21 protein-coding genes and 3 pseudogenes (1 of these 24 running past the window's edge) are annotated in these 25261 nt (G+C 40.9%); 21 read left to right on the top strand and 3 right to left on the bottom strand.

All coding sequences use genetic code 11. The features are described from left to right. Positions 1–334 precede the first annotated feature (334 nt). Complete coding sequence (locus H7F27_RS11845; RefSeq protein ID WP_185847960.1) at positions 335–1060, top strand: DNA cytosine methyltransferase; 726 nt, start codon at positions 335–337, stop codon at positions 1058–1060. Positions 1061–1134: 74 nt separating this feature from the next. Here the strand turns inward: H7F27_RS11845 and H7F27_RS11840 are convergent, their stop codons facing one another. After that, on the bottom strand, positions 1135–1653 hold the full coding sequence (locus H7F27_RS11840) for a hypothetical protein (RefSeq protein WP_151175029.1): 519 nt from the start codon (positions 1651–1653) through the stop codon (positions 1135–1137). Positions 1654–1746: 93 nt separating this feature from the next. On the opposite strand from H7F27_RS11840, the pseudogene H7F27_RS20905 reads away from it, so the two are divergent. The 8 genes and pseudogenes from H7F27_RS20905 to H7F27_RS11805 all read left to right on the top strand — a co-directional run bounded on the left by H7F27_RS20905 (position 1747) and on the right by H7F27_RS11805 (position 7428). After that, positions 1747–1930 (top strand): annotated as a pseudogene (locus H7F27_RS20905) (hypothetical protein). A gap of 97 nt (positions 1931–2027) precedes the next feature. After that, entirely contained in the window at positions 2028–2825 is a 798-nt protein-coding gene (locus H7F27_RS11835) for a hypothetical protein (protein ID WP_185847959.1), read from the top strand. 236 nt (positions 2826–3061) lie between these two features. Beyond that, complete coding sequence (locus H7F27_RS11830) at positions 3062–3502, top strand: ArpU family phage packaging/lysis transcriptional regulator (RefSeq protein WP_185847958.1); 441 nt, start codon at positions 3062–3064, stop codon at positions 3500–3502. A gap of 7 nt (positions 3503–3509) precedes the next feature. Next, positions 3510–4051, top strand: a pseudogene (locus H7F27_RS11825) (tyrosine-type recombinase/integrase). Between the two features lie 233 nt (positions 4052–4284). Continuing rightward, complete coding sequence (locus H7F27_RS11820) at positions 4285–5022, top strand: hypothetical protein (RefSeq protein ID WP_185847957.1); 738 nt, start codon at positions 4285–4287, stop codon at positions 5020–5022. A 235-nt stretch (positions 5023–5257) separates the two neighbouring features. Then, a complete protein-coding gene (locus H7F27_RS11815) occupies positions 5258–5962 on the top strand; it encodes a hypothetical protein (protein WP_185847956.1) in 705 nt (234 codons plus the stop codon). Positions 5963–6586: 624 nt separating this feature from the next. Next, on the top strand, positions 6587–6775 hold the full coding sequence (locus tag H7F27_RS11810) for a hypothetical protein (RefSeq protein ID WP_024121464.1): 189 nt from the start codon (positions 6587–6589) through the stop codon (positions 6773–6775). A gap of 164 nt (positions 6776–6939) precedes the next feature. Then, positions 6940–7428: a putative periplasmic lipoprotein gene (locus H7F27_RS11805; RefSeq protein WP_185847955.1), complete on the top strand. Its 489-nt coding sequence runs from the start codon at positions 6940–6942 to the stop codon at positions 7426–7428. Between the two features lie 423 nt (positions 7429–7851). On the opposite strand, the gene H7F27_RS11800 is transcribed toward H7F27_RS11805, so the two are convergent. Continuing rightward, a complete protein-coding gene (locus tag H7F27_RS11800) occupies positions 7852–8298 on the bottom strand; it encodes a YrvL family regulatory protein (RefSeq protein ID WP_024121467.1) in 447 nt (148 codons plus the stop codon). Between the two features lie 248 nt (positions 8299–8546). Beyond that, complete coding sequence (locus H7F27_RS11795; protein WP_095713862.1) at positions 8547–9104, bottom strand: hypothetical protein; 558 nt, start codon at positions 9102–9104, stop codon at positions 8547–8549. A 119-nt stretch (positions 9105–9223) separates the two neighbouring features. On the opposite strand from H7F27_RS11795, the gene H7F27_RS11790 reads away from it, so the two are divergent. From H7F27_RS11790 to H7F27_RS11740, 12 genes and pseudogenes are all read left to right on the top strand, one after another. After that, positions 9224–9826 carry a TetR/AcrR family transcriptional regulator gene (locus H7F27_RS11790; protein WP_185847954.1) on the top strand — a complete coding sequence of 201 codons (603 nt, stop codon included), beginning with the start codon at positions 9224–9226 and terminating at the stop codon, positions 9824–9826. Positions 9827–10004: 178 nt separating this feature from the next. Next, positions 10005–10679 carry an MBL fold metallo-hydrolase gene (locus H7F27_RS11785; protein WP_185847953.1) on the top strand — a complete coding sequence of 225 codons (675 nt, stop codon included), beginning with the start codon at positions 10005–10007 and terminating at the stop codon, positions 10677–10679. Between the two features lie 177 nt (positions 10680–10856). Then, positions 10857–10979 (top strand): annotated as a pseudogene (locus H7F27_RS20900) (hypothetical protein); the annotation flags it as partial. A gap of 73 nt (positions 10980–11052) precedes the next feature. Then, positions 11053–11919: an ACP S-malonyltransferase gene (fabD, locus tag H7F27_RS11780; RefSeq protein ID WP_024121471.1), complete on the top strand. Its 867-nt coding sequence runs from the start codon at positions 11053–11055 to the stop codon at positions 11917–11919. 450 nt (positions 11920–12369) lie between these two features. Next, a complete protein-coding gene (locus tag H7F27_RS11775) occupies positions 12370–13335 on the top strand; it encodes an acyltransferase domain-containing protein (RefSeq protein ID WP_103671431.1) in 966 nt (321 codons plus the stop codon). 5 nt (positions 13336–13340) lie between these two features. Next, positions 13341–15644, top strand: coding sequence for an ACP S-malonyltransferase (gene fabD, locus H7F27_RS11770; RefSeq protein WP_185847952.1), 2304 nt, complete (start codon positions 13341–13343; stop codon positions 15642–15644). A gap of 93 nt (positions 15645–15737) precedes the next feature. After that, positions 15738–15986 carry an acyl carrier protein gene (locus H7F27_RS11765; protein WP_024121473.1) on the top strand — a complete coding sequence of 83 codons (249 nt, stop codon included), beginning with the start codon at positions 15738–15740 and terminating at the stop codon, positions 15984–15986. After that, positions 15964–17211 (top strand): beta-ketoacyl synthase N-terminal-like domain-containing protein, encoded by a 1248-nt coding sequence (locus tag H7F27_RS11760; RefSeq protein WP_185847951.1) that lies wholly within the window; start codon positions 15964–15966, stop codon positions 17209–17211. The genes H7F27_RS11765 and H7F27_RS11760 overlap by 23 nt, the downstream gene beginning before the upstream one ends. Then, complete coding sequence (locus H7F27_RS11755) at positions 17212–18474, top strand: hydroxymethylglutaryl-CoA synthase family protein (protein ID WP_185847950.1); 1263 nt, start codon at positions 17212–17214, stop codon at positions 18472–18474. Further along, positions 18462–19244, top strand: a complete 783-nt coding sequence (locus H7F27_RS11750) for an enoyl-CoA hydratase/isomerase (protein ID WP_185847949.1) — start codon at positions 18462–18464, stop codon at positions 19242–19244. Before H7F27_RS11755 ends, H7F27_RS11750 begins: the two co-directional genes overlap by 13 nt. A 43-nt stretch (positions 19245–19287) precedes the next feature. Beyond that, complete coding sequence (locus tag H7F27_RS11745) at positions 19288–20037, top strand: polyketide synthase (RefSeq protein ID WP_185847948.1); 750 nt, start codon at positions 19288–19290, stop codon at positions 20035–20037. Between the two features lie 62 nt (positions 20038–20099). After that, positions 20100–25261, top strand: the start of a protein-coding gene (locus tag H7F27_RS11740; protein ID WP_185847947.1) for a non-ribosomal peptide synthetase. 9994 nt of this gene lie beyond the right edge of the window; only the first 5162 of its 15156 coding nucleotides appear in the window; its start codon is at positions 20100–20102; its stop codon lies beyond the right edge, outside the window.

Here is a 25261-nt window from a genome sequence, read left to right as displayed (position 1 = left end):
GAAGGGGAATATACCCTTTGCCCATATTTTTTCTATGCATTTTTCAAGCATTGAGATATTCTTCGAATTGATCAATGCTTTTTTTATTGTGTTATGTAAATAACATCAGCAGCCATATTAACTGTAGTATGGCCAAAGTCGTATTTAAGGTCTTCACCACTTTCTAACAGCATGATTGCATGAGTATGCTTTAGACCATGTGAGTAACATGATGCAAATCAGCTTTTTCAGATGAAACAATTATTGTTACGTGTAATAAAACAAATCGGTTGGCTTCTAGGTGGGATCGTGGTGGTTTTATTCTTTGCAATTGCAGTTCTGCCGGGGATAGGGGATGACAGCATGCAAAGGCATCGATTTATTTGCGAGAATAGGGGGCATTGCGCTTGCTGCCGAGTGGGTTGGTATTGAAACAGTCGCATTCTGTGAGCGTGAACCCATCTGCCAGAAGGTACTGAATAAAAACTTCTCTGGTGTTCCCATCTTTGACGATGTATGCACCTTGAATAGACAGCTTTTAGAGGAAAAAGGAATGATTGAGTCAGGTGAAACAATTGACATTATTTCAGGAGGATTCCCTTGCCAGCCTTACAGTATTGCCGGGAAGCGAAGAGGCACGGAAGGTGACCGCGACCTCTGGCCGGAAATGTTTAGGATTATCAAAGAACTTAGACCCACTTGGGTTGTTGGTGAAAACGTTGCTAACTTCGCAAATATGGAGCTCGACCTCACGCTATTTGACTTGGAAAGCGCAGGTTACAAAGGGCAATCGTTTATTATACCGGCTTGCGCCGTCGATGGAGGAAGAAAGGCGAGCGAAAAAGCAATATGTCAGATTGGGAAATACAGTCTCAAGCCTGGAGGGGATAAGAGTCGGTGGGCAGCTGAACCCGAAGTGGGTAGAGTGGCTCATGGTGTTCCCAACCGGGTGGACAGAATTAAAGGATTAGGCAACGCGATTGTGCCTCAGCAGATTTACCCGATATTCAAAGCGATTATGGATCAGGAGGCGGCATCATGTTCGAATACAGCTGCCCTGAATGTGATTACAGTGAATTAGATATAAATATCAGCCCGTGCCTGCTTTTAAAATGAAAAAAGCAACCTAAAATAGATTGCCTTTCCAGAAGTTAATCAGTTGTAAACATTACCAGCGAAATTCACTGGGTAACTGCCAAGGTTGGTAACCCTAACATAGTATTTATCTGTAACTTTTATATTGGAGCTGGTAAAGGATAAAGTTGGCCAAGTGCGTCCATCACTTGCTTTAACTTCACCATAATAACTGACTTGAGACACCGTATTACCGGTAGATGCATTTATTAATTCGTACTTAAGATACGCAGCTGCGTTGGCTCTTTCAGATTCTTGCCACCCTTTATAATTTGTTCCAGTGTTATTTGATAGGGTAAATACTTGTGAGTCTTTGTAATCCTTGTTTGAACCATTAGCTTCTAGTCTGCCACCAACATATACAACACTTGCAGATATCGATGCTTTCCCATTTGTGTTGAAAATAGAGTCAGTTTGAAATTTATTAGAGATGGGTAAGACCCCTCCTTTACTATCTAAACTTGTAGCACTAGCAATTGAGCCAGATCCTAAAATAGCTGAAGTTAATAAGGTAGTTGTTACTAACTTTTTAAAATTCATTATCACCACTCCTTTAGTTTTTTGATACACCTAAAGAATTCGTCCTAGGTTAAAAATAAACCTGTATATAAATGTTAATTATTTGTGAACAATATGGGGGGGAGGGTGCTCAGAATATTGTTTTTGCTGATGGGATGCGGATTCTGGATATATTTCCAACACGATTACAGGCCGGACATGAAAGCTAACCTTGCTTTGATCGGTAATCATTTCAATCACGGCTGCGGCTTACTTTAAAGATATTGATAAGTATATAGAGAAGAGGGAAGACAAATGAACCCTATTTAAATAGGGTTTTTCTTAAAAACACTAAAGAAAATCCATAATTTGTCGATTCCAAAAAGAGATTATTAAGAAAAGGAGGAGGAAATGTTATGGATGTTGTTGGTTTGCTTAAGAGCATCGGGATACCAGGCTATGTAGCTGCTGCAGGTATCTTAGTTTACGGGTTAGTTGTAACATTTAGGCCAATAACTACTTTAACAGCCAATATTTTTGAAAAGAAGCTTTTTTCTAAAGAGAAATTGTTTACTGTAATGATTTGGCGTCACTTTTGGCAGACAGTATTTTGGACAGCAGCTTTTCTTTCTATACTAAGTTTGACCAATTTACCAGAATGGACAGTTAATTTCAATTCATCTACGACCGTTGGTACAATAACTGCTACGATTGGAGAAATATTATTCGTAATCATATTGTTTATCAAAGAATTTGAAGACAAGGAATGTGGATTTTCGAATTTTTTCAAACCATATTGGAGAAGGTGTAGCATAGTTATTATTTTTGTAACATGTTTAATCTTGTTCTATGTTGCACTTGATGGTTTTATAATCGGAAGTAGCAAAGACGAGAACCAGCTAACTAAACTAATTTATATCCTGGGTATTCCCTTTGTTTTTTCTTTACCAGTTCCATTTTTAATGAGGCCTGTATCCAGATTAGTTGAATGGTCAAAAGATAAATATATTGTGATAGATAGATCCGAACAAGAACGTCCACAAAATCCTTCAACAAGTGATGAGAGTGATGAGTGTTGGTATGTTTTACATGCTATCAGCAAGGAACTTATTTTGTTAGGGAATAAACCAAATCCTAAATTATGCACGGAAACAAAGATAATAAAATTAGATGAACTATGTGATAAAAAAATGTTTATAAAAGACAAAGCTTAATATAGTCCAAGACGGAAAGCCTGCGGACACTGATCACTGTACAGAGAAATCTGTGCTTTGGTTGGTGTCCGTTTTTTATTTGAACGGAGGGATGGAAGGAGAGGAAGAAAAACTCAATAAAAACGCGCAGGAGCGCTCAGAATGGTTTTGGTGGAAAATGATGGGTCAAGATAGGAGAACACTGAAAAGAGGCAAAGACGGAGCTTTAAGACGCAAATAAACGGGAGGGTAAAAATATGAATCAATTAACATTAAACATTCCTCAGATTGACGAAGAAGCGACTAAATCAAAAGCAGAGAAGCTGCTGAATCAATATCGGTTATATCTCTTACAGGTCCCAGATGATTTTTTACCAAAAGTTACACCTACTTACAGCATTGTTCCGCCAAGTATCACGAATGAGGTTCATTCCTCAACAGAAGATGCAGCATTAAAGCGTCTTGATTGGGAGATTCAGCGTGACAAATTCTTAAAAAGGATTCAAAAGGCTGTTAACCGGCTTTCTCAAAGAGAACGGCAGATCATTGTCATGCTCTATATGAAGCGGGAAGAAATGTATGATTATGAAGTGTATGCAGAAATGGGTCTGAGCCAGCGAAGCTATTATCGTGTGAAAGCAAAAGCTCTCTACCGGCTGGCTTTACTCCGGGAGAAGAAGTCTACAAGAAAGGGATAGCTTCTTAATGAATTTTGTTCAGTCTATACGTGATCCGGAATGTATCTTTTATATCAAGAGATTTTTAAAAGAGCAAAACATGAGGAATTACATGCTATTTGTGACAGGTATCAATTCAGGGCTCCGCATATCGGATATTCTGTAGCTGAGAGTAAGAGACGCCAAACGTCCTTATTTCAATCTCATAGAGAAGAAAACGAAAAAGAAAAAGAGAATCGACATGACGCCAGCTCTTCAAAGAGAATTTAAGGCCTATGTCGAAGGGAAAGAGGATCATGAGTTTCTCTTTAAAAGCCGAGAAGGAATCAACAAACCGATATCCCGGTCAATGGCTTACAAGATTCTCAGGGGTGCTGCTGAGTATGTTGGTTTAAATGACATCGGCACGCATACATTGAGGAAAACATTTGGCTATCACTTTTACAAACAAACGAAGGACGTTGCTATGCTGCAAAGATATTTAATCACTCAGACCAACGGACAACCCTTAGGTACATCGGAATCAATCAAGACGCCAAGAACAACGCTATGAAGAAATTTAAAATATAACTAGGCTCATCCAAAACAACAAGGATGGGCCTTTTTCTTTGCGTTTTTCGTCAATTCCTCAAAAATAACAGGTGTGTAATTCATTTTAGGGATATTGGTTAAAACCCAGAGAGGACAAGGGATTGGCCAGTTCAACGAGTTGCACAGTATAAAACATATGGGTAATTCAATATTGATAATATGCCGATAAGTAAGTACATTATAATATATGAATAATTTGGGAGAAGTGATCTGTGCTTAACTTATTAAATCAGGGGTGGATTGGTTCATTAATAGGACTTTTCGGTATTTTATTTGCAATTTATTCTCATTATAAAAACAGAAAAGTAAATGAACTGACATATACCTTCAAAAGTGAAAGAGTAGTTGGAAAAAACGATAAAGCTCCGGAAGATATAGAAATTATTTTTAAGGGAAAGTCTGTTGAAAGAGTAACCAACACTCAAATGACTGTTTGGAATAGTGGAAATGTTACTATTGAGGGGAAACACATTGTAGAAAAAGATCCTGTTAGAATAGAAATTAGTGAGGGACAAGAAATTATTTCTGCAGCCATATTGGAAAAAAGTAGTGATGCAAATGATTTTATAATTAAAATAGATGAAAATAACCCTAACATTCTAGAAGTGAAATTTGATTATTTAGATGCTTCGGATGGTGCTGTAATTGAAATATTACATACAGATGATAAAAATTTTTATAAATTAAAAGGGTCAATTAAGGGGCTAAAATCATTTTACTCTTTCTCAACACTTGAAGCACCTTCTGTACGTTTATTACCTTTTTTCACCTTACTGGTAGTGAGTCTTTTGGGGTTAGCGTCAGCTTATGTAATAACCGACACTAATTCTTCCAATATCTTTTCTATTATTATGTTAATACTTAATATATTGGCATTGTTAGCTGCAACTATTAATTTTGTTTTTTTAAGAAACAAGAGAAGGAAGAAACCGAAAAAACTTATAATTTAAAGAAATGCCATAAACTTGGCAGGATAACGGCACTCCATTTTCTTTAAAGTGAGTTATTATGGTAATAGGTAATAGATCAAGGGAGCGGCACTGCTGATAAGCGGGGTCGCTTTTTTTATTCTCTGCAAACTGCATCGGTTAACAGTTATCTGAATCACAGAAAACGTTCGACAAATTTTGCAAATTGTTTCTTTGTTCATTCCCTTTACCGATAATAAGGTAGAGGTAAAACAGTGTGTACGAAATTATAAAAACTTTTGGTGTACTACCCACAGCATTAACAGCTGCAGCAGCTATTATAGTACCATTTATTACTTTTATTTTAGGTAGAATCAATGAAGATCATAAAGTTAAGTTTGAATACAGAACTTTTATGGTGATGGATGAGATAACAGGAAAATACCATCTTAAAAATGCTCCTTTTGTAAAGGAGGGGGCCAAGTTATTATTGCCTAATAGCTACGAGAGTTTAGAGAGATTAATAATAGGAAAAAGACTTGATCAAGATGCGAATTTCACTGATGTATCTAGATTTAACTATTTACAGGTAAGGACTGTAGGAAAAAGTATTATTACAGGCGGATACATTAAAATAAAATTAGGTAACGATGATAAGAGCATAATAGAAACATCTTTGCCATTTATGCTTCCCGATGATGAGGTTTATATACCACTGGATATAAATTATGGGAATGTTACGAATCGCAAATATGGAATTAAAAGAATAGATGTTTGGTATCAATTGCAAACAGGACAACGGATGAAATATAAAAGTGTAAGATCATTTAAAGAGGAAGAAAACGAGACAATCATTGAAGATAGCCGTAGTGTAAAAAAATTTCATTTATATTACTGGAGGATACAAAATTTAAGAGGAAAGAATATGGGATGGTATTATCTAAATTTAAATAAAGACGAACAAAAGAACCCTTCTAACTGAAGGGTTTTATATTCTCTGTAAACTGCTTCCGGTAAATCTCAGAATAGACAATTGACGGTTAACGGTTTGAGCGCGGGGGCAGTTTAGAGGGAATATTATTTAATGAAACCAATATCTCATTAAGAACGTATCAATATTAGTGCCGTATTTGATTAGCCTTATTTGGCAGATTACTTTTATGAAAGTGGTGATATGATGGATTGGCCTTGGTATGCTGCAATGATTATTGCATTGGCAGTTGCATTTGGTTTATTTGATAGTAAAAAAAGAAAAAATAAAGAAAAAAAATGAAGTATGTAGTGAATGGTATTGATGTGTAAAGCCTTGCGTATATTAATTAAAGATTGAATGGGTCTAACGCAAGGCTTTAACTAAGCGAAAATAAAGTGTTGAAGGTGTTACGCTCAGATAAAATTATTATCTTAAATTTTATTTTATATTCGTTAAGGCGCTTTTTATATTCTCTGTAAACTGCTTCCGGTAAATATCAGGATAGACAATGGGCGGTACGGTGGCAGTTTAGAAAGAATAAATATGTGATTAAAAGGGAATCGTTCGACAAATTTTGCGAACTGTTTCATTTCTAGTCCTCTTGTCTGATAATAAATCAAGAGGTGAAAGTTTATGAAATTTGAAGTTGTTTTTTGGTTTGATAATGAAAATTTAAGAACAGCTAAAGTAATTGCAGAATCTGAGAAAGCACTTATAAAAGAATTGCAAGAATGTGAACATTGGTATGAGTTTGAAGATGGTAAGCGTATAGCAAATGTTAATATGCGACTTGTCACGCAATTTGATGTGAAAAGAAAATAAAAAAGCATCCCTCGGGGTGCTTTTTTATTTGGGTAGTTGCGCGATGCAGGTGCACATGTGAACAGAGGAAAGGAATGTATGGGGGAGGGATTAACTTTTGTCTATTAAAAAGTAGTTTGAAACAATCATGTAAGGTATACTCTTCTCATAATGGAGGGAGTTACATGAAATTTATAATAATTACTTTGATATCTATTGGACTGCTTGCTGGCTGTTCAACCAGCAATGAAACGAAAAACAATGACACTACGAAACAGAATGAAATAAACAAGGAATCAAACACAGATGGGTTGTCTATAGTTGATGCTGGTGTTACTCAAGAAGACGAGTCTACAGACACAGCACGGACAGAAGTTAACGAAACAGTAAAGGAAATTGCTACTCAAGCATCATACGAAGAATTAAATGTAAACGATCCACCAGTTGATAAAGTTGTGAAGATAACTGGCACAGTCGAGAGTGTAATGGATGAAGGTGGTGCTTTGGATTCGTTTATAATTTCTCAGGAAGAAGATGGTGAAAAGTGTTTGTATCAAGTGATGAACATGAGTTACTTAACATTAACTAAGGGTGATAAGGTTTCAGCTTACGGCCCTGTGCAAGAAGGTGAAGAGACACCGGTGATTACAGGCGTTCTAGTAGAAAGAGAGTAAGACATCCGGTTGGGTGTCTTTTTATATTGGCAAAGGAGAGTATGAATAGGATACAAAATATTCGAAGGAGAATTAAAGATGACTAAGCAATTCATCAAAAAGATTTCATATGTATCTTCACTCGCGAATGAAAGGACAAAGAGTGAGGGCTATGCCCTTAAGCCTATGAGAATATGAACCGCCTCTGGTTGCCCGATCCTGCCTCACCCGTAGCCGGGGCTGTGATGCACACTAGACACAGCAACAAGAAGAAACGAAACCATAACAAGTTTTTAGACATATTTTGATTTTTGTTTTGCATTTCAGGTTTCATTCCTCTAACTGTTTTACACTTTCTCGTTGACTATATAGGAAAGTGAGGCGACGAAAATGTCATTACAGCATAAAACCGCTTGAATCAATCACAAGCGGTTTTTTATCGGTTTATGTTTTAGGCCGATCATCAAATGCTAGTTCAGTGAACGCCATAAATGCTGATATGACAAAGAGTAATGCGTCCGGGATATAAATAGAATCCATAAAGTAATCTACTAAACAAATTGTTATGAAATTAGCGATGAAATAAAAAACAAATGTGAAAAGTGCTGTTTTTCTGATAGAAAGTGAATGGATCATTATCAAAGAAACGACTTTTGTTAGAGGGTCTATAACCAGTCCGGCAGCAAAGCATCCCAATATAAAAAACAATAAGGTTTGATTGGAATCGTATGTGATGCCGAGGATGGCAAATAGCCCTTTCATGCCGAAGAAATAACCGCCGAAGATCACAGCAGCTGCAATTGTGATAAGGAGGGCAATGGATACAATCACTATTATTTTTGAGCTTGGTTTTAAGTCTTTAAATGGCGTGTCGTGTTCTTTCTGGCTCACGTATTACACTCCTTACATGTTAGTGATTCACAATACAGCAGAACTCATAAAATAATAATAAAAACAGGATATGTTTCCTAGGCAAGTGCCTAATGAAAAAAGCGAAAATCCGACAGGTATACTGAGAAAGCATAGGCTTTTTTCATATAAGCTCCTTATCTAGATGACTTGCATAAAGTGTAACATATATTTACAAAAGTGAAAAAATCCTTTTTCAATAGAAAAAGGATTTTTTAGCGAGACTAATTTTAACTTCTGAGATTTTTTGAAGCTTTCGCTTTTTTCGGCCAGATAAAATAACTGGCGGTGATCAGGCAATCAATGCCCAGAATGACTGTCCATAGCTTTAAAACACTGCTCAGCGCTTCGGTACGGGCAGCATCATTAATAAAATAAATCATCCCGGCCAGCAGCCCGGCACCAATAAGATAAGCGAGCACATGTCTGATCAAGCTTTTCGCATAATGTTTCGCATGATCCATTCCATAGCGCACAAGCGGTTTTGAGCCTTGCTTTGTTACATAATAACGGAATTTTTCATCCGCCCATTGGATCATTTGCTTGCCGAAAGCAATCGATACGCCGATGTACACTGCAGCAATCGCGTGTGCAGTAGTCGCAACGGCTCCGCGGTATAAGTCCGCAGACGTCATTATTAACAAAATCAGGTCAATGACAGGGGTTAAGGCAAAAAGAAACAGCCCTAATTTATCTTGTTTAAATAGATAGCGTACGACAAGGCCTAACACTATTACAACCCAAAATCCTATTTCGCAGAAGACAATCATCCAAGCGACACTGTTCAATCTGTTCCCCTCTTTCTAATACAGTTGTATTATTTAATATGATTTTACCATCTGCGTTTTTATAAAACAACTGTATTATAAAAATTGCTCTCTGATTTTTTTCTTGGTAAAATAAAGATATGCCAAAACAAATTGACCATGAAAAAAGAAGAAAACACATTGCAGAAGCGACATGGCGGGTGATTTTAGAACGAGGGATGGAGGGGGCCTCAGTCAGAAACATTGCCAAAGAAGCAGGACTGTCGTTAGGTGCGCTTCGCCATTATTTTTCAACTCAGGATGAATTGCTTGTTTTTGCAATGAAACTTGTGAAAGAAAAGGTGACAGCCCGCATTAATGCAATTGCTGCCCATGATTTGCCGCCTAAAGAAAAAGTGTTACACATACTGCTTGAAATTGTCCCGACAAATGCTGAAACGATTAGAGAGATGGAGGTATGGTTTGCTTTTACTGTTTATGCGAGACATAAAGACAATATGTTTGATGCGGGACATGATGAGATTTACAAAGCAATTCGAAATCTGATCGACTACTTGGACCAGCTTCATTTATTGCAAAAACATGCTGATAAAGAAATAGAAGGAGAGAGGCTGTACGCTTTAATCGATGGTTTGGCTTTACATGCGATGTTTGACCCTCGCCGTGTGAATAAAGAACGGATCAAACGTGTTATGATGCAGCATTTACAATCTATATGCGTTGATGAATCAGCCCAAGAGTGAATAGGTCACTGCAAAAAGTTATTCTTAATGGACAAGTCTCCAAAAAGAATAACTTTTTTTATGTGAATCAAGCCGTAACTGCAAGAATGAATTGAAGAATGGAAAAGCCGCATGCCGTTTGGTAAAGTGGGAATGGAAGAGAGAATGAAAGAACTTCATATTGATAGGAATGGTGAAAATGGTTACTTATGCGGTACATACGATCAAAACATTTCATCAAGGGTGGACTAACTATTGTTACATCATTGAAGATATTGTAAGCCGATCTGCGATAGTTGTTGATCCATCATGGGAATTGAGTAAACTAACTAATAAACTTTCTGAGCTGGAGGTTGATTTATCAGCAATTCTTTTAACGCACTCTCATTATGATCATGTAAATCTTGTTGAGCCGCTCTCGGCATTATTTCATCCTCAAGTGTATATGTCGAAAACAGAAATCGACTTTTACCAATTCAGATGCAAAAACTTAATTGCTCTTGAAGACCGTGAAACCATCAGCATAGGAATGACGAAAGCGCAATGTCTGCTTACACCTGGGCATACAGCCGGCGGGATGTGTTATTTGTTTTCAGAAAGTATATTCACAGGAGATACGATTTTTACGGAAGGATGCGGGATATGTGAAGATCATGGCAGTTCCGCAGATGATATGTTCGATAGTGTTCAGAGGATAAAATCCATCGTTTCCCCAGAAGTGCGGGTTTATCCGGGGCATTCATTTGGTCAAACACCAGGGCAAACAATAGGTGAGCTTTTAAAACATAATATTTATTTTCAGATTGATAAAAGAGAATACTTTGTGAAATTCCGCAATAGAAAAAACCAAAGAGGTATTTTTGATTTTAAATAAGTTTTTCCGAAATCATTCTATTAGACTATTTTCTTTCTGCATCCGAAAGATTTGCCTTTTGAAAAATGATGACAAAGCACGGGTTGATTTTATTAAGTAATGAAATGAAGCTTATGTATCATCATCTTTTGGCACAAGTGATATGCAGGTCTATTTTCTTATGTTTTACAGCATGTCCTGATTCTTTATACCTTTATGGAAAAATGCAGAGAAAAAACGATGGAAAGTGTAGGAAAAATTAACTTGACGGATAATATTTACAGAGGTTACCATCAACATGAACATGCTACTATTTATCCGGGGCAATACTTATATTTTCTATAACGTAAGTCAGCAGGTAATTATATATGCGGGGAAGGGTGGCTTTAATAGAATGATCACATATGTTTTTCCGGGACAGGGTTCACAGAAACAGGGAATGGGCAGTGAGTTATTTGATGAGTTTAAAGAACTGACGGCACAAGCAGATGAGATCTTAGGGTATTCTATCAAACGCCTATGCATAGAAAATCCTTATTCAAACTTAAACAAAACGCAATTTACTCAGCCGGCCTTATATGTAGTGAACGCATTAAGCTACCTGAAAAAAATACAGGAAACAGACATAAAACCCGATTTTGTTGCCGGGCACAGCCTTGGAGAATACAATGCGCTATTTGCGGCTGAAGCCTTTGATTTTGAGACGGGGTTAAAGCTTGTCAGAAAAAGAGGCGAGCTGATGAGCATGGTAAGCAACGGCGGTATGGCGGCCGTTATGGGACTAAATGAAGAACAGGTTTCAGAGGTTTTGATAGATCATCATTTACATGCGATTGACATTGCGAATGTAAATGCTCCTTATCAAATTGTGATTTCAGGTCAAAAAGAAGATATTGACAAAGCCGCATCCATATTTGAAGCTAAGACAGACGTTACGATGTTTCTCCCCTTAAACGTCAGCGGTGCGTTTCATTCCAGATACATGAATCATGCAAAGCAGGAGTTTGAACAGTTTCTTGACACTTTTCATTTTGCTCCTTTGTCTATTCCGGTTATTTCTAATGTATATGCCAGACCGTACTCTTCTGAAGTAATTAAGCCGACACTGGCGGATCAAATCAACCATTCGGTAAAATGGACTGAAAGTATACGCTTTTTAATGGAAAAAGGTCAAATGGAGTTTGAGGAAATAGGACCGGGAAATGTGTTAACAGGATTGATCCGCCGCATTGAAACAGATGCGGAACCTATGACACGCTAAACCGATTTCTATACCAAAAGGCCTCAAATTCGGGTCTAAAGTATACGTCATGCATGATTCGATAGACACTGTTAAAACTGAAAGAATTTATATACTGTTACATAAAGAGGCTCATAAAAAAAGTTCGCTCTCTAGCGGACATTTGCACTATCGCAGTCAGTTTTTATATTACGATAAACCATCGCTCTCCTTTCAAGAGAACCGCCCTTTATTTCAAAAACATCTAAGTCATAATAGAGTCGATGTTTTTGGCGATGCCAAAATGATTCACATCAAATTCAGATACTTCCAAGATCACTTCATTAACGAGCTTCCACATCCAGAACAACAAAACCAAAGCATTTTTCCATTCATGTTATAAACCATAAAACGAGGCTTTTCTCACAGCCAGCCAGCACCATCATATTTTCGTAACTCACCTTTAAATACATAAAAAAGAAGGTTATAAAAATGAATGAACCACTCGTTTTTATGTTTTCCGGACAAGGCTCTCAGTACTATCATATGGGAAAAGAATTATTCAGCGGAAACACCGTTTTTCGCCAATGTATGCTTGAAATGGATGCCATTGTCTCTCGGCGAATCGGCATATCTATAGTCAATGAAATGTATCATCCCGCTAAGCGTGTATCGGATCCGTTTGACCGTGTCCTTTATACGCACCCCGCTATTTTTATGGTTGAGTATTCTTTATATCGGGTTTTCGCAGAAAAGGGAATCCAGCCTGATTACGTGCTGGGGGCAAGTCTGGGAGAATTCGCGTCAGCTGCTGCTTCCGGTGTTTTAGACGCAAAAGAGATACTGGAATGCATACTTGAACAGGCTACCGTCATCGAAAAATACTGCGATAAAGGAAAAATGCTGGCTATACTCGACAAACCGCAACTATTACTTGATCATCCGCATCTATTTGAAAATAGTGAATTAACCTCCATTCATTATGATTCGCACTTTGTCATTTCGGGAGAAAGTGAAAACATACAGCAGATCACTGATGTCCTGAGAGAGAACGGGATTCTCTGCCAGCCGCTGCCTGTATCCTACGGATTTCATTCTTCTCTTATTGATCCTGCAGAAGATGTATATAAAGAATTTTTAAGATCAAAATCTTTTAAACACCCTTCAATCCCGTTGGTATCCTGTTTAACGGGAAGGAGCATTCGCGAGATTCATAACGATTTCTTTTGGGATACTGTAAGAAGACCAATGAGATTTCGAGAAGCTATTCAATTTTTGGAAAGTCAGCATACGTGCCATTTCATTGATTTGGGGCCTTCAGGAACCTTAGCTGCGTTTGTTAAACAATTAATCTCGGGAGATTCAGCGAATCGCTGTCATTCAATCATCACACCATTTCATCAGGAGCTGAAAAATCTGGAGATGGTTGAGCGTTTACAGAAACTAGAAAGGAAGTAAACAAGATGATTACATATGTTTTTCCAGGACAAGGCTCCCAGCAAAAAGGAATGGGACAAGGACTTTTTGAGCAATATCAGCATTTGACCGACCAAGCAGATCAAATACTTGGATATTCAATCAAAAAACTCTGTACTGAAAAAAGCTATTTCGATGTCAATCATACTCAATATACTCAGCCGGCTTTATACGTGGTCAATGCACTCAGTTATTTGAAAAAGCTGGAGGAGACCGGAGAAAAACCTGATTTTGCGGCGGGGCATAGCTTAGGAGAATACAACGCGCTGTTTGCAGCAGGCGCATTTGACTTTGGAACAGGCTTAAAGCTGGTGAAAAAAAGAGGCGAGCTGATGGGACGGATTACTGGAGGCGGTATGGCTGCGGTGATTGGTTTAGATAAGGAACAAGTTGCAGCCGTATTAGAAGAACATCATTTACATACGATTGATGTGGCAAATGAGAATACACCTCGGCAAATTGTGATTTCCGGGCAAAAAAAAGATATTGAAAAAGCGGGAGCTGTTTTTGAAACCATCCAGGATGTAAAGCTGTTCCACCCGTTAAACGTAAGCGGAGCTTTTCATTCCAGGTATATGAATGAAGCAAAACAAGAATTTAAGCAATTTATAGAAACATTCCATTTTGCGCCTTTGTCTTTTCCGGTTATCTCGAATGTATATGCAGAGCCTTATCAACAGGAAAGGCTGAAAGAGACCCTGTCTCAACAAATGAACAGCACGGTTAGATGGACAGACAGCATTCGTTATCTTATGGGAAGAGGAGCAATGGAGTTTGAAGAAGTCGGTCCTGGAAAGGTGTTAACCGGCTTAATTACCCGGATAAAAAATGAAGCGGAGCCGTTAACACATCATGCTGATTCAACAGAGAAAAATGCCTCTAATGGCCAGCAAAATGAACAAGCAGAAACTGACGCCCATTTAGCTCGAATGTCTGCTGAGATTACAGCTCATTCATTAGGAAATGCCGAGTTTAAAAAAGACTATCAACTTACATATGCTTATCTTGCAGGAGGAATGTACCGCGGAATTGCTTCGAAAGAAATGGTTGTAAAGATGTCAAAAGCGGGGATGATGGGGTTCTTTGGCACGGGCGGTTTGGATCTGAATGACGTTGAGGATGCGATTCTGTCTATTCAAGGCGAATTGGGGCAGGGACAAGCCTATGGCATTAACCTTGTGCACAGTATGAAGCATATTGAATCAGAAGAAAAAATGATTGATCTTTTATTGAAACATAATGTGAGACATTTGGAAGCCTCCGCATTTCTAAGTGTCACTCCTGCTTTAGTTAGATATCGCGCTAAAGGATTGAAACGGCGTCCAAACGGTGAAGTGATATGTTTAAATCGAATGATAGCGAAAATCTCAAGGCCTGAGGTTGCCGAATCTTTTATGAGTCCTGCGCCGGAGAATATGGTAGAAAAGCTTTTAAGAGAAAACAAAATCACAACTAGTGAAGCTGAGTTATTGCGGGAGATCCCTGTGGCAGAGGATATTTGTGTGGAAGCAGACTCAGGCGGTCATACGGACGGCGGTGTTGCATACAGCTTGATGCCGGCGATGACATTATTAAGAGACGAAATGATGAAAAAGTATCGATATAACAAAAAAATACGCGTCGGTGCGGCAGGCGGGATAGGGACTCCTGAGGCGGCAATGGCTGCCTTTATGCTCGGTGCTGATTTTATCTTAACCGGCTCAATCAATCAGTGTACGGTTGAAGCGGCCACAAGTGACAGAGTGAAAGATTTATTGCAGCAAATGAATGTTCAAGATACGGCGTATGCGCCAGCGGGTGATATGTTCGAATCGGGCAGCAAAGTGCAAGTGCTAAAAAAAGGTGTGTTTTTTCCGGCGCGAGCCAGCAAGCTGCATGAACTTTACCAGCGATTTGGATCATTGAGTGAGATCGATCAAAAGACTTTAACTCAGCTTGAGGAGAAATATTTTAAACGCAGTATCGAAAAAATATATGAAGATATTAAATTACACTATCCATCGGCAGAGATTGAGAAGGCTGAACGGAATCCGAAACATAAGATGGCATTGATTTTCAGATGGTACTTTAGGTACAGCTCGCAATTGGCGATCAGCGGAAGCGAAGAGTCTAAAGTCGATTATCAAGTTCACTGCGGCCCTGCGTTAGGGGCTTTTAATCAATGGGTCAAAGGCTCAGAATTAGAGAGCTGGCGGAACCGTCATGTGGATGATATCGGGAAAATATTAATGACAGAAACCGCAAAGTTACTTAACGACAGAATTGCATTATTTTCTCAAAAGGCGCTTTAAAGTCTATTGTGCAATAATAAAAGATTGAATATTGCGAAAGAAATGGTTGGAGCCTGAATGTTTAACATTCCATTTAAAGGAGAGACAAACGTTATGAATAAACAGAAAGTCTTCGAAGTATTGATTACTAATATTTGTGAGGTTCTTCCGGAATTGGACGGACACCGTTTTGAGCCTGAAGACCGATTAGCTGATTTAGGGGCTGATTCTGTAGACAGGGCTGAAATTATAACCATGGTGCTTGAGGATTTATCATTAAAAATCCCTCGTGTCGAGCTGTCTGGTGTGAACAACATCGGCGAATTAGCTGAGGTGCTTTATGACAAAGTACAATCCGCCTGAGATTCTGGTGACCGGTGTCGGAGTAACGGCAGCGATCGGCCAAGGAAAAGAGGCTTTTGTTTCTTCTTTATTGTCTGGGAGGCATGCCTTTGAAGTGATGCAGCGCCCTGGCAGACAAAAAGACAGCCGGTTTATTGGGGCTGAAATTCCTGCGTTATCTTATCCGGACCGTCTTTCTAAGAAACTGCTAAGAAAAGCGTCATTTTCCAGCCGAGCTGCTTTGGTTACTCTCTCAGAAGCCTGGGAGGAGGCGAAGTTAGACGATACTGGTTCCGCACGTATCGGGCTGGTAGCAGGAGGATCGAACTTTCAGCAAAGAGAGACCCTCCAGCTTTATGAGAATTATAGGGACCGCTCTGGTTTCATGTCGCCAGCATATGCACTGTCTTTTATGGATAGCGATCTTTGCGGTCTTTGTACAGAACAGTTTGGAATCACCGGTTTAGCTTATACGGCGGGAGGTGCTTCCGCAAGCGGCCAGTTAGCGGTGATTCAAGCAATTCAGCAAGTCCTGTCAGGAGAGGTTGATATTTGCATCGCACTGGGGGCGTTAATGGATATTTCCTATATGGAATGTGAGGCACTCAGGGCTTTAGGCGCTATGGGAACGGATAAATATGCTGATGAGCCGGAAAACGCGTGCCGTCCCTTTGACCAGAACAGAGATGGATTTATTTATGGAGAATGCTGCGGCGCATTGGTGATAGAACGAAAAGATACGGCTGTCCGCCGGGGCGTAAAACCCTATGCTGCATTGTCAGGATGGTCAATCAAAGTAGATGGGAACCGCAATCCTGATCCTTCTTTAGAAGGGGAGATCTATGTCATACAAAAGGCATTGGAGCGAGCCGGTCTCACACCTGAAGAAATTGATTACATAAACCCTCATGGCACGGGTTCTTTCATTGGAGATGAAATTGAATTGAAGGCGCTGCATGCTTGCGGTCTTTCTCATGCTTATATAAATGCAACAAAATCAATAACCGGGCATGGGCTCAGTGCAGCAGGCATTGTTGAGATTATTTCTGTACTGCTTCAAATGAAAGAATCACGCCTGCATCCGAGCCGGAATTTACATGATCCAATTGATCCTTCCTTGCATTGGGTGACGGATCAATCAATTTCACACGACATAAAAAACGCGTTGAGTTTAAGCATGGGTTTTGGCGGAATGAATACCGCTGTTTGTATACAAAACATTGAAAAATGCGGAGGCGAATCATAAATGGTTTCTGCTGGAATAGAAGCGATGAATGTCTTTGGCGGAACGGCATACCTTGATGTCATGCAATTAGCCAAGTACAGACATTTAGATACTGCTAGATTTGAAAATTTATTGATGAAAGAAAAAGCGGTAGCACTGCCTTACGAAGATCCTGTGACCTTTGGAGTGAATGCGGCTAAACCGATTATTGATTCACTAAGTGATGCAGAGAAGGACAGGATTGAATTGCTGATCACCTGTTCCGAATCTGGGATCGATTTTGGAAAATCATTAAGCACCTATATCCATGAATATTTAGGGCTTAATCGCAACTGCCGTTTGTTCGAAATAAAACAAGCCTGTTATTCAGGAACTGCCGGATTTCAAATGGCAGTGAATTTTATATTATCCCAGACGTCTCCGGGTGCCAAAGCACTGGTCATCGCCAGTGATATTTCCCGTTTTTTAATCGCTGAAGGCGGAGACGCTTTAAGTGAGGATTGGTCCTATGCCGAACCGAGTGCCGGAGCGGGAGCAGTGGCTGTTTTGATAGGCGAAAATCCTGAGGTGTTTCAAGTTGATCCCGGGGCAAACGGCTATTACGGCTACGAAGTGATGGATACGTGCCGTCCCATTCCCGACAGTGAGGCGGGAGATGCTGACCTGTCTTTAATGTCATATTTGGATTGTTGTGAACAAACGTTCTTGGAATATCAAAAACGTGTACCCGGGGCTCATTATCAAGATACGTTTCAATATCTAGCCTACCATACGCCTTTTGGCGGGATGGTGAAAGGGGCGCACCGCACGATGATGCGTAAGATGGCAAAGGCGAAAACGGCTGAGATAGAAACTGATTTTTTGAAACGGGTACAGCCTGGATTGCTCTACTGCCAAAGGGTCGGAAACATTATGGGAGCCGCATTGCTTCTGGCGCTGGCTAGCACTATTGACAAAGCGCAGCTTGACTCGCCTAAACGAATCGGCTGTTTCGCCTATGGTTCAGGCTGCTGTTCTGAGTTTTACAGCGGAATTGCAACGCCTCAAGGCCAACAACGCCAGCGCTTATTTGAAATCGAGAAGCACTTGGACAATCGATATCATCTTTCAATGGATGAGTATGAAACGCTGTTCAAGGGAAGCGGGATGGTCCGGTTCGGAACTCGTAATGTCAAGCTGGATCTTGAGATGATTCCGGGGATATTGCAGTTTCATCAAGAAAAGCCGAGGCTGTTTTTAGAAGAAATTTCTGAGTTTCATCGCAAGTACAGGTGGATGTCGTGACATACCAAACGATTAAGGTCCGGTTTCAAGAGTCAATTTGCTATCTAACCTTTCATCGTCCTGACGCTAATAATACGATCAATGACCAATTAATCGATGAATGTTTACAAGTGATGAATCAATGTGAGACAGCTTCCGTTACGGTCATTGTTTTAGAGGGACTCCCGGAGGTATTTTGTTTCGGAGCCGATTTTCAAGAAATATATCAGGAGATGAAAAGCGGCAGAAAACAAGCGAGTTCTCAAGAACCTCTCTATGATTTGTGGCTGAAATTGCAGACTGGTCCTTTTGTCACCATTTCACATGTGCGGGGAAAAGTAAATGCCGGAGGTCTTGGATTTGTGGCTGCCAGTGATATTGTCATAGCGGATCAAACTGCATCATTCAGTCTGTCCGAGTTATTATTTGGTCTTTATCCAGCTTGTGTGCTGCCATTTCTGATTCGCAGGATCGGCTATCAAAAAGCGCATTATATGACATTAATGACAAAACCGATTTTTGTTCAGGAAGCCATGGAATGGGGCTTGGTAGATGCCTGTGACGCTCAAAGCGAGGTCCTGCTGAGAAAGCATTTATTGCGCTTGCGGCGGTTAAATAAAAAGGCAATTGCGCGGTATAAACAGTTTATCAATTCATTGGATGACCGCCCGCGGCGTACGAAATCCATGGCTTTAACTGAAAATCAAGACATGTTTTCCGACCCTCAAAATCAAATGGGAATCATAAGGTATGTTGAAACGGGGCAGTTCCCTTGGGAGAAGAGCCCGTAAACTGTGTGAAATACATACAATCAGAAACCGTTAGGAGGACATCATGACGCATTCTGTTGTAGAGCTTTTTGAAATCGAGCCCGCTATTATTCAGGTCAAGATGCATGACCGTGCTCATAAAAACGCGTTTTCGCAAGAACTCACAGACGGATTAATTCAAGCGTTCGAATTCATTCGCAATCAACAAAGCTATAAAGCAGTGATTTTAACGGGATACGACAATTATTTTGCTTCAGGCGGAACACAAGAAGGTTTGCTGAGAATCCAGCAAGGAATCACTAAGTTTACTGATGACAATCTCTATTCTCTGGCACTTGATTGCAGAATTCCCGTCATTGCTGCCATGCAGGGTCACGGAATTGGGGGCGGCTTTGTCATGGGGCTCTTTGCTGATTTTGTTATTCTGAGCAGGGAGAGTGTGTATACCACTAATTTTATGAAATACGGGTTTACACCGGGTATGGGAGCTACTTTTATCGTTCCCCAAAAACTCGGGTTCAGCTTGGCGCAGGAGTTATTAATGAATGCAGGCAATTACCGGGGAGCCGATCTCGAAAAAAGAGGAATACCCTTTAAAGTCCTCCCTCGATCTGAAGTTTTGGAGTATGCTGTGGAGCTGGCGCGTGAGCTGGCGGAAAAACCGAGAAACTCCTTAATTACACTAAAAGACCACTTGGTTGCGCCGCTTCGCGAGCAGCTTCCCAGCGTGATAGAACAGGAGCTCGTTATGCATGAGAAAACATTTCATCAAGACGAAGTCAAAACGAGAATCACAGGTTTATATGGGAATTAATTGAATTAGAAACGATCGTCGTGTGATACATAAAAATGTGCAGGTGAAATGGAGGCAGCTCTATGAGAAATGATGTGAATACCCGCGGATTATCTAATCCCTCTGTCAGCTATGGGGAGCCATTACATATATCCGAAGATCAATCGGCTACAATACCCGAGGTTTTATACAAAACTGCAGCGGAGCTTGGAGAAACAAAGGGGATCATTTATCTGCAGCCGGATGGAACTGAGATTCATCAATCTTACGGCCGTTTATGGAATGATGCGCTGCGTATTGTGAAGGGGCTCCGTCAATCTGGCCTGAGAGCAAAGGATAATGTGATCTTGCAGCTTGGTGACAATTCACAATTTATCCCTGCTTTCTGGGGCTGTGTTTCAACTGGAATTGTTCCGGCTCCTTTAGCTGTTGCTCCAACGTACACAGAGTCGAACAGCGGGACTCAAAAGCTGAAAGACGCATGGACACTTCTTGACAGGCCGCCGGTGATTACGAGTCGGGAATTGCTTCAGGAAATGATTGATTGGGCAAAAGAGCAAGAACTTGAAGGTTTTCGCGCCTTGGCTGTCGAGGATCTTTACCGTGATGAGATGGAAACCGACTGGCATCAAGCTCACCCTGAAGATTTGGCGCTTCTGCTGCTGACTTCAGGGAGTACGGGCACTCCCAAAGCAGTCATGCTCAATCACAAAAATATTTTAAGCATGGTGAAAGGCATTATTCAAATGCAAGGTTTTACAAGAGAGGATATCACGTTTAACTGGATGCCGTTTGATCATGTCGGAGGCATTGGGATGCTTCATTTGCGGGATGTCTATCTTGGCTGCCAAGAAATCAACGTCGCAAGTGAAACGATTTTGATGGAACCTCTAAAATGGCTTGATTGGATTGATCATTACCGTGCTTCTGTTACGTGGGCGCCGAATTTTGCTTTCGGACTTGTCACTGATTTTTCTGATGAAATGAAAAATCGAAACTGGGACCTGTCATCCATGCGCTATATGCTCAATGGCGGTGAAGCGATGGTCGCTAAAGTCGGGCGCAGAATGCTAGAGCTTTTAGAACCTCACGGATTGCCTGGTGACGCGATTCGCCCTGCATGGGGCATGTCTGAAACTTCATCCGGCGTGATTTTCTCTCGTGAGTTTACCCGTGCCGCAACAAGCGATGATGATGGTTTTGTGGAAATAGGCTCCCCGATTCCTGGATTCTCCATGAGGATTGTGGATGACCATAATGAATTGGTTGAGGAAGGCGAGATCGGCCGTTTTCAAGTCTCTGGCCTCTCTGTTACCAGCGGATATTATCGGCGCCCGGATTTGAATGAGAGTGTGTTTACGGAGGATGGCTGGTTTGAAACTGGCGATCTTGGTTTTTTGCGCAATGGGCGTCTAACCATTACGGGCCGTACGAAAGATGCGATTATTATTAATGGTGTCAATTACTACAGCCATGCGATTGAATCCGCGGTTGAAGAATTAGCGGAAATCGAAACTTCTTATACTGCCGCTTGTGCTGTCCGTGTGAATAACAATACAACGGATCAGTTGGCTATCTTCTTTGTTACTTCCGCCCAGATGAATGATGATGAAATCGTTCAGCTTCTTAGAAACATACAGTATCATGTCACGCAGACAATCGGTGTGACTCCCGAATTTTTGCTTCCGGTGCATAAAGAAGAGATTCCGAAAACAGCTATAGGAAAGATTCAGCGCACACAGCTGAAAACGGCATTTGAAAATGGGGAGTTCGACCACTTGCTTCACAAACCCAACCGTATAAACGGTGAGGGAGAGACACAAGAAGCAGATGATGCCAAAAGAATAAGAGAAGATATACAGGAATATCTGCTCAGCTGTTTTACTGATGAGCTTCATGTTTCCCGCAATTGGATTGAGCCCAACACCAATATCCAAAGCCTTGGTATTGACTCTATTAAGATGATGAAGCTTATTCGGGCGGTCGAGAAAAAATACCGCATCAGACTCACAGCCAGAGAGTTATATAAGTATCCTGCAATCGAATCACTGGCCAACTATCTGTCTGAAAAAGAAGATTTGCGGAGCAGCCTGTCTGGTGACAAAGATAGCATTGACGCACCCCAATCGGTAGAGGCGGAAAAAAAGCAAGCAGCCTTTCAACCTCTTTCTGAAGTTCAAAAAGGTTTGTGGACATTGCAAAAAATGTCACCTGAAAATAGCGCGTATCACGTACCTCTCTGTTTTCGATTTACGTCAGCGCTTCACCTTGAAACTTTAAAGCAAGCTTTTCAACGTGTGCAGAAACAGCATCCGATATTAAAGCATGTGATTCAAGAAAAAGACGGAGTGCCTTGCCTCAAAAATGAGCCGGCGCTATCTCTTGATATCAAAACAGAAGACATTTCGGGTATGAAAGAGTCTGACACAACTGCTTATCTTAGAAAACAAGTAAAAGAACCGTATGTAAAGGAAAACAGCCCGTTAATGCGCGTCCGTGTTTTTTCCAGATCAGAAGAAGAGCACTTTTTGCTTGTGGTTATTCACCATATTATTTTTGATGGGATTTCTTCCCTGACGTTTATTCGCAGCCTTTTTGACAGCTATAAGCTTCTATTAGAAGGACAGGAGCCGAAAGAGTCTGTTTCACCGGCCGTTTATCATGATTTTGCCGCTTGGGAACAGAACATGCTTGCCGGTGAAGACGGCGAGAAACATCGTTCGTATTGGCGGAAACAGCTATCGGGCACATTGCCGAATCTTCAGCTGCCGGCTGTAAGCACCAGTACGTCCGTTTCAGAGTTTAAGGAAGACACATACGCTCGGCGGCTGCCCAGCAGTTTAATGGAGCGTGTCAGATCGTTTGCCAAAGAGCATTCTACAAATGTTTCAACGGTATTGCTGAGCTGCTATATGATGCTGTTAGGCCGTTATTGCGATCAGAAAGAACTGATCGTCGGCATGCCTGCGATGGTGAGACCTGAAGAGCGATTTGATTCTTCTATTGGGCATTTTCTCAATATGCTGCCTATCCGGGGTGAACTGAAAGCGGCAGAAACTTTTTCTGAGTTCGTTTCGAGATTGCAATTCACAATCCTCGATGGACTGGATCATGCGGCTTATCCTTTTCCAAAAATGGTGCGGGATTTGAATATTTCTCGCCAGCAAGCAGGTTCACCTGTTTTTCAGACAGCTTTTTTCTATCAGAATTTTCTTCAAACTGGAAGTTATCAAAGTCTGTTGAGTAAATATAAGGATTCCTTTTCTATTGATTTCGTTGAGAGTATTCATCAAGAGGGTGAATACGAATTGGTGTTTGAGCTATGGGAAGAAGAAGAAAAAATGGAGCTGAACATCAAATACAATACTGGGCTGTTTGATACCGCTGCTATTTCCGCTATGTTCGATCATTTTGTTTATTTAACAGAACAGGCTGTGGGGAGTCCTTCTCAGACTTTAAAAGAGTATTCCTTATTAACTGACGAAGAGGAACAAATGATTCTCAGAACGTGGAACGCTACTGACAAGAATTATCCACATGCGTGTTTTCATGAGTTATTTGAGCAGCAGGCGAAAAAGACGCCTAATCGGGCGGCTGTCAGCTATAAAGGTAAAACATTGACGTATCGGGAGCTTGATGAAAAAAGCACACAGCTGGCCATATATTTGCAGGCGCATGGAGCGGGGCCGGATCGCTTGGCAGGTATCTATGTGGATCGATCGCTGGAAATGATTGTGGGTTTATTGGCGATTCTCAAGGCAGGAGGAGCATATGTGCCGTTAGACCCGTCTTATCCGGCTGAGCGATTGGAATACATGCTGAAGGACAGTGAAGTCTCCATTACACTGACTACTTCCGAATTGGCCAATACTTTAAGCTGGAATGGGGTTCAGACAGTTTTGTTAGATCAGGACTGGGATGATATCGCTCAAGCCTCTTTTGATCGACGTGTTCTTTCGCGCACCGTCAAGCCGGAAAACTTGGCTTATGTCATTTATACGTCCGGCAGCACAGGGAAGCCAAAAGGTGTCATGATTCCGCATAAAGCGTTGACAAACTTTCTCGTTTCCATGGGTGAGACGCCCGGTCTTTCATCAGCGGATCGCCTGCTTGCTGTGACAACCTACTGTTTTGATATAGCTGCTTTAGAGCTATATCTGCCTTTGATAAAGGGGGCGCAGTGCCATATTTGCCAAACTGAACATACAAAAGACGTTGAAAAACTGAAGCGCGACATACAAGATTTGAGACCGACAATCATGCAAGCAACCCCTGCGACATGGAAAATGCTCTTTTATTCAGGCTGGAAAAATGAAGAGGGAGTCAAGATTCTATGCGGAGGCGAAGCCTTACCTGAAAAACTAAAGCGGCATTTTCTCAATACGGACAGCGAAGCCTGGAATATGTTCGGACCTACGGAAACAACAGTCTGGTCTGCGGTCCAGCGTGTGAATGAAGAAAGCTCTCACATCACGATAGGCCGGCCTATCGCAAATACCCGGATTTATATTACCGATTCGCAGCTTACGCCTGTCCCGGCTGGTGTCCCGGGAGAGCTTTGCATTGCGGGAGACGGAGTGGCAAAGGGCTATTACAAACAGGGTGAATTGACGGATGAAAGATTTATAGACAGCCCTTTTGAGCCTGGGTCAAAGCTTTATAGAACAGGTGACAAGGCACGCTGGCTTCCGGGAGGCAGGATTGAATATATTGGCCGCATCGACAACCAGGTGAAAATACGCGGATTCCGCATTGAGCTTGGCGATATTGAAAGCCGGCTTAATGAACATCCGGCTATTCAGGAAAGCGTCATTCTGGCAGCTGAACAGGACGGAGACGAGAAGCTCGCTGCCTATTATACAGTGAAAGATGCAAATTTATCTCTATCATCAAGGGAGCTGCGGAATTATTTAAAAAACAGTTTACCAGCCTATATGGTGCCTTCTTATTTTACCCAGCTTGACCATATGCCGTTAACACCGAACGGCAAGATAGACAGAAACACTCTGAAGAAACAAAAAGTGACAGCGAAGCAGCCAAGGCAAGGGAATATTGCTTCTATGAAAATACAAGAAACTATTTTATCTATTTGGCAAGATGTACTGAACGTTTATGACATTGAGCAGGAAGACGGATTTTTCGATGTGGGAGGCGATTCGCTTCTCGCTGTTACGGCGGCCGAACGCATCAAGCATGAACTATCCTGTGAGTTTACTGTCACAGACTTGTTTGAATACTCAACGAT

Origin of the sequence: Bacillus sp. PAMC26543, assembly GCF_014250375.1 — a bacterium.
Classification (GTDB): domain Bacteria; phylum Bacillota; class Bacilli; order Bacillales; family Bacillaceae; genus Bacillus; species Bacillus halotolerans.
The sequence above is the reverse complement of the archived record's forward strand: the minus strand, read 5'-3'. Positions and strand labels throughout refer to the sequence as shown.

Bases quoted from the DNA above. Each gene is read 5' to 3' on its own strand.
- H7F27_RS11840 (WP_151175029.1), bottom strand. From the start codon at position 1,653: ATGAATTTTAAAAAGTTAGTAACAACTACCTTATTAACTTCAGCTATT.
- H7F27_RS11845 (WP_185847960.1), top strand. From the start codon at position 335: ATGACAGCATGCAAAGGCATCGATTTATTTGCGAGAATAGGGGGCATT.
- H7F27_RS11775 (WP_103671431.1), top strand. From the start codon at position 12,370: ATGAATGAACCACTCGTTTTTATGTTTTCCGGACAAGGCTCTCAGTAC.
- H7F27_RS11765 (WP_024121473.1), top strand. From the start codon at position 15,738: ATGAATAAACAGAAAGTCTTCGAAGTATTGATTACTAATATTTGTGAG.
- H7F27_RS11755 (WP_185847950.1), top strand. From the start codon at position 17,212: ATGGTTTCTGCTGGAATAGAAGCGATGAATGTCTTTGGCGGAACGGCA.
- fabD (WP_024121471.1), top strand. From the start codon at position 11,053: ATGATCACATATGTTTTTCCGGGACAGGGTTCACAGAAACAGGGAATG.
- fabD (WP_185847952.1), top strand. From the start codon at position 13,341: ATGATTACATATGTTTTTCCAGGACAAGGCTCCCAGCAAAAAGGAATG.
- H7F27_RS11810 (WP_024121464.1), top strand. From the start codon at position 6,587: ATGAAATTTGAAGTTGTTTTTTGGTTTGATAATGAAAATTTAAGAACA.
- H7F27_RS11785 (WP_185847953.1), top strand. From the start codon at position 10,005: ATGGTTACTTATGCGGTACATACGATCAAAACATTTCATCAAGGGTGG.
- H7F27_RS11835 (WP_185847959.1), top strand. From the start codon at position 2,028: ATGGATGTTGTTGGTTTGCTTAAGAGCATCGGGATACCAGGCTATGTA.
- H7F27_RS11745 (WP_185847948.1), top strand. From the start codon at position 19,288: ATGACGCATTCTGTTGTAGAGCTTTTTGAAATCGAGCCCGCTATTATT.
- H7F27_RS11760 (WP_185847951.1), top strand. From the start codon at position 15,964: ATGACAAAGTACAATCCGCCTGAGATTCTGGTGACCGGTGTCGGAGTA.
- H7F27_RS11805 (WP_185847955.1), top strand. From the start codon at position 6,940: ATGAAATTTATAATAATTACTTTGATATCTATTGGACTGCTTGCTGGC.
- H7F27_RS11830 (WP_185847958.1), top strand. From the start codon at position 3,062: ATGAATCAATTAACATTAAACATTCCTCAGATTGACGAAGAAGCGACT.
- H7F27_RS11790 (WP_185847954.1), top strand. From the start codon at position 9,224: ATGCCAAAACAAATTGACCATGAAAAAAGAAGAAAACACATTGCAGAA.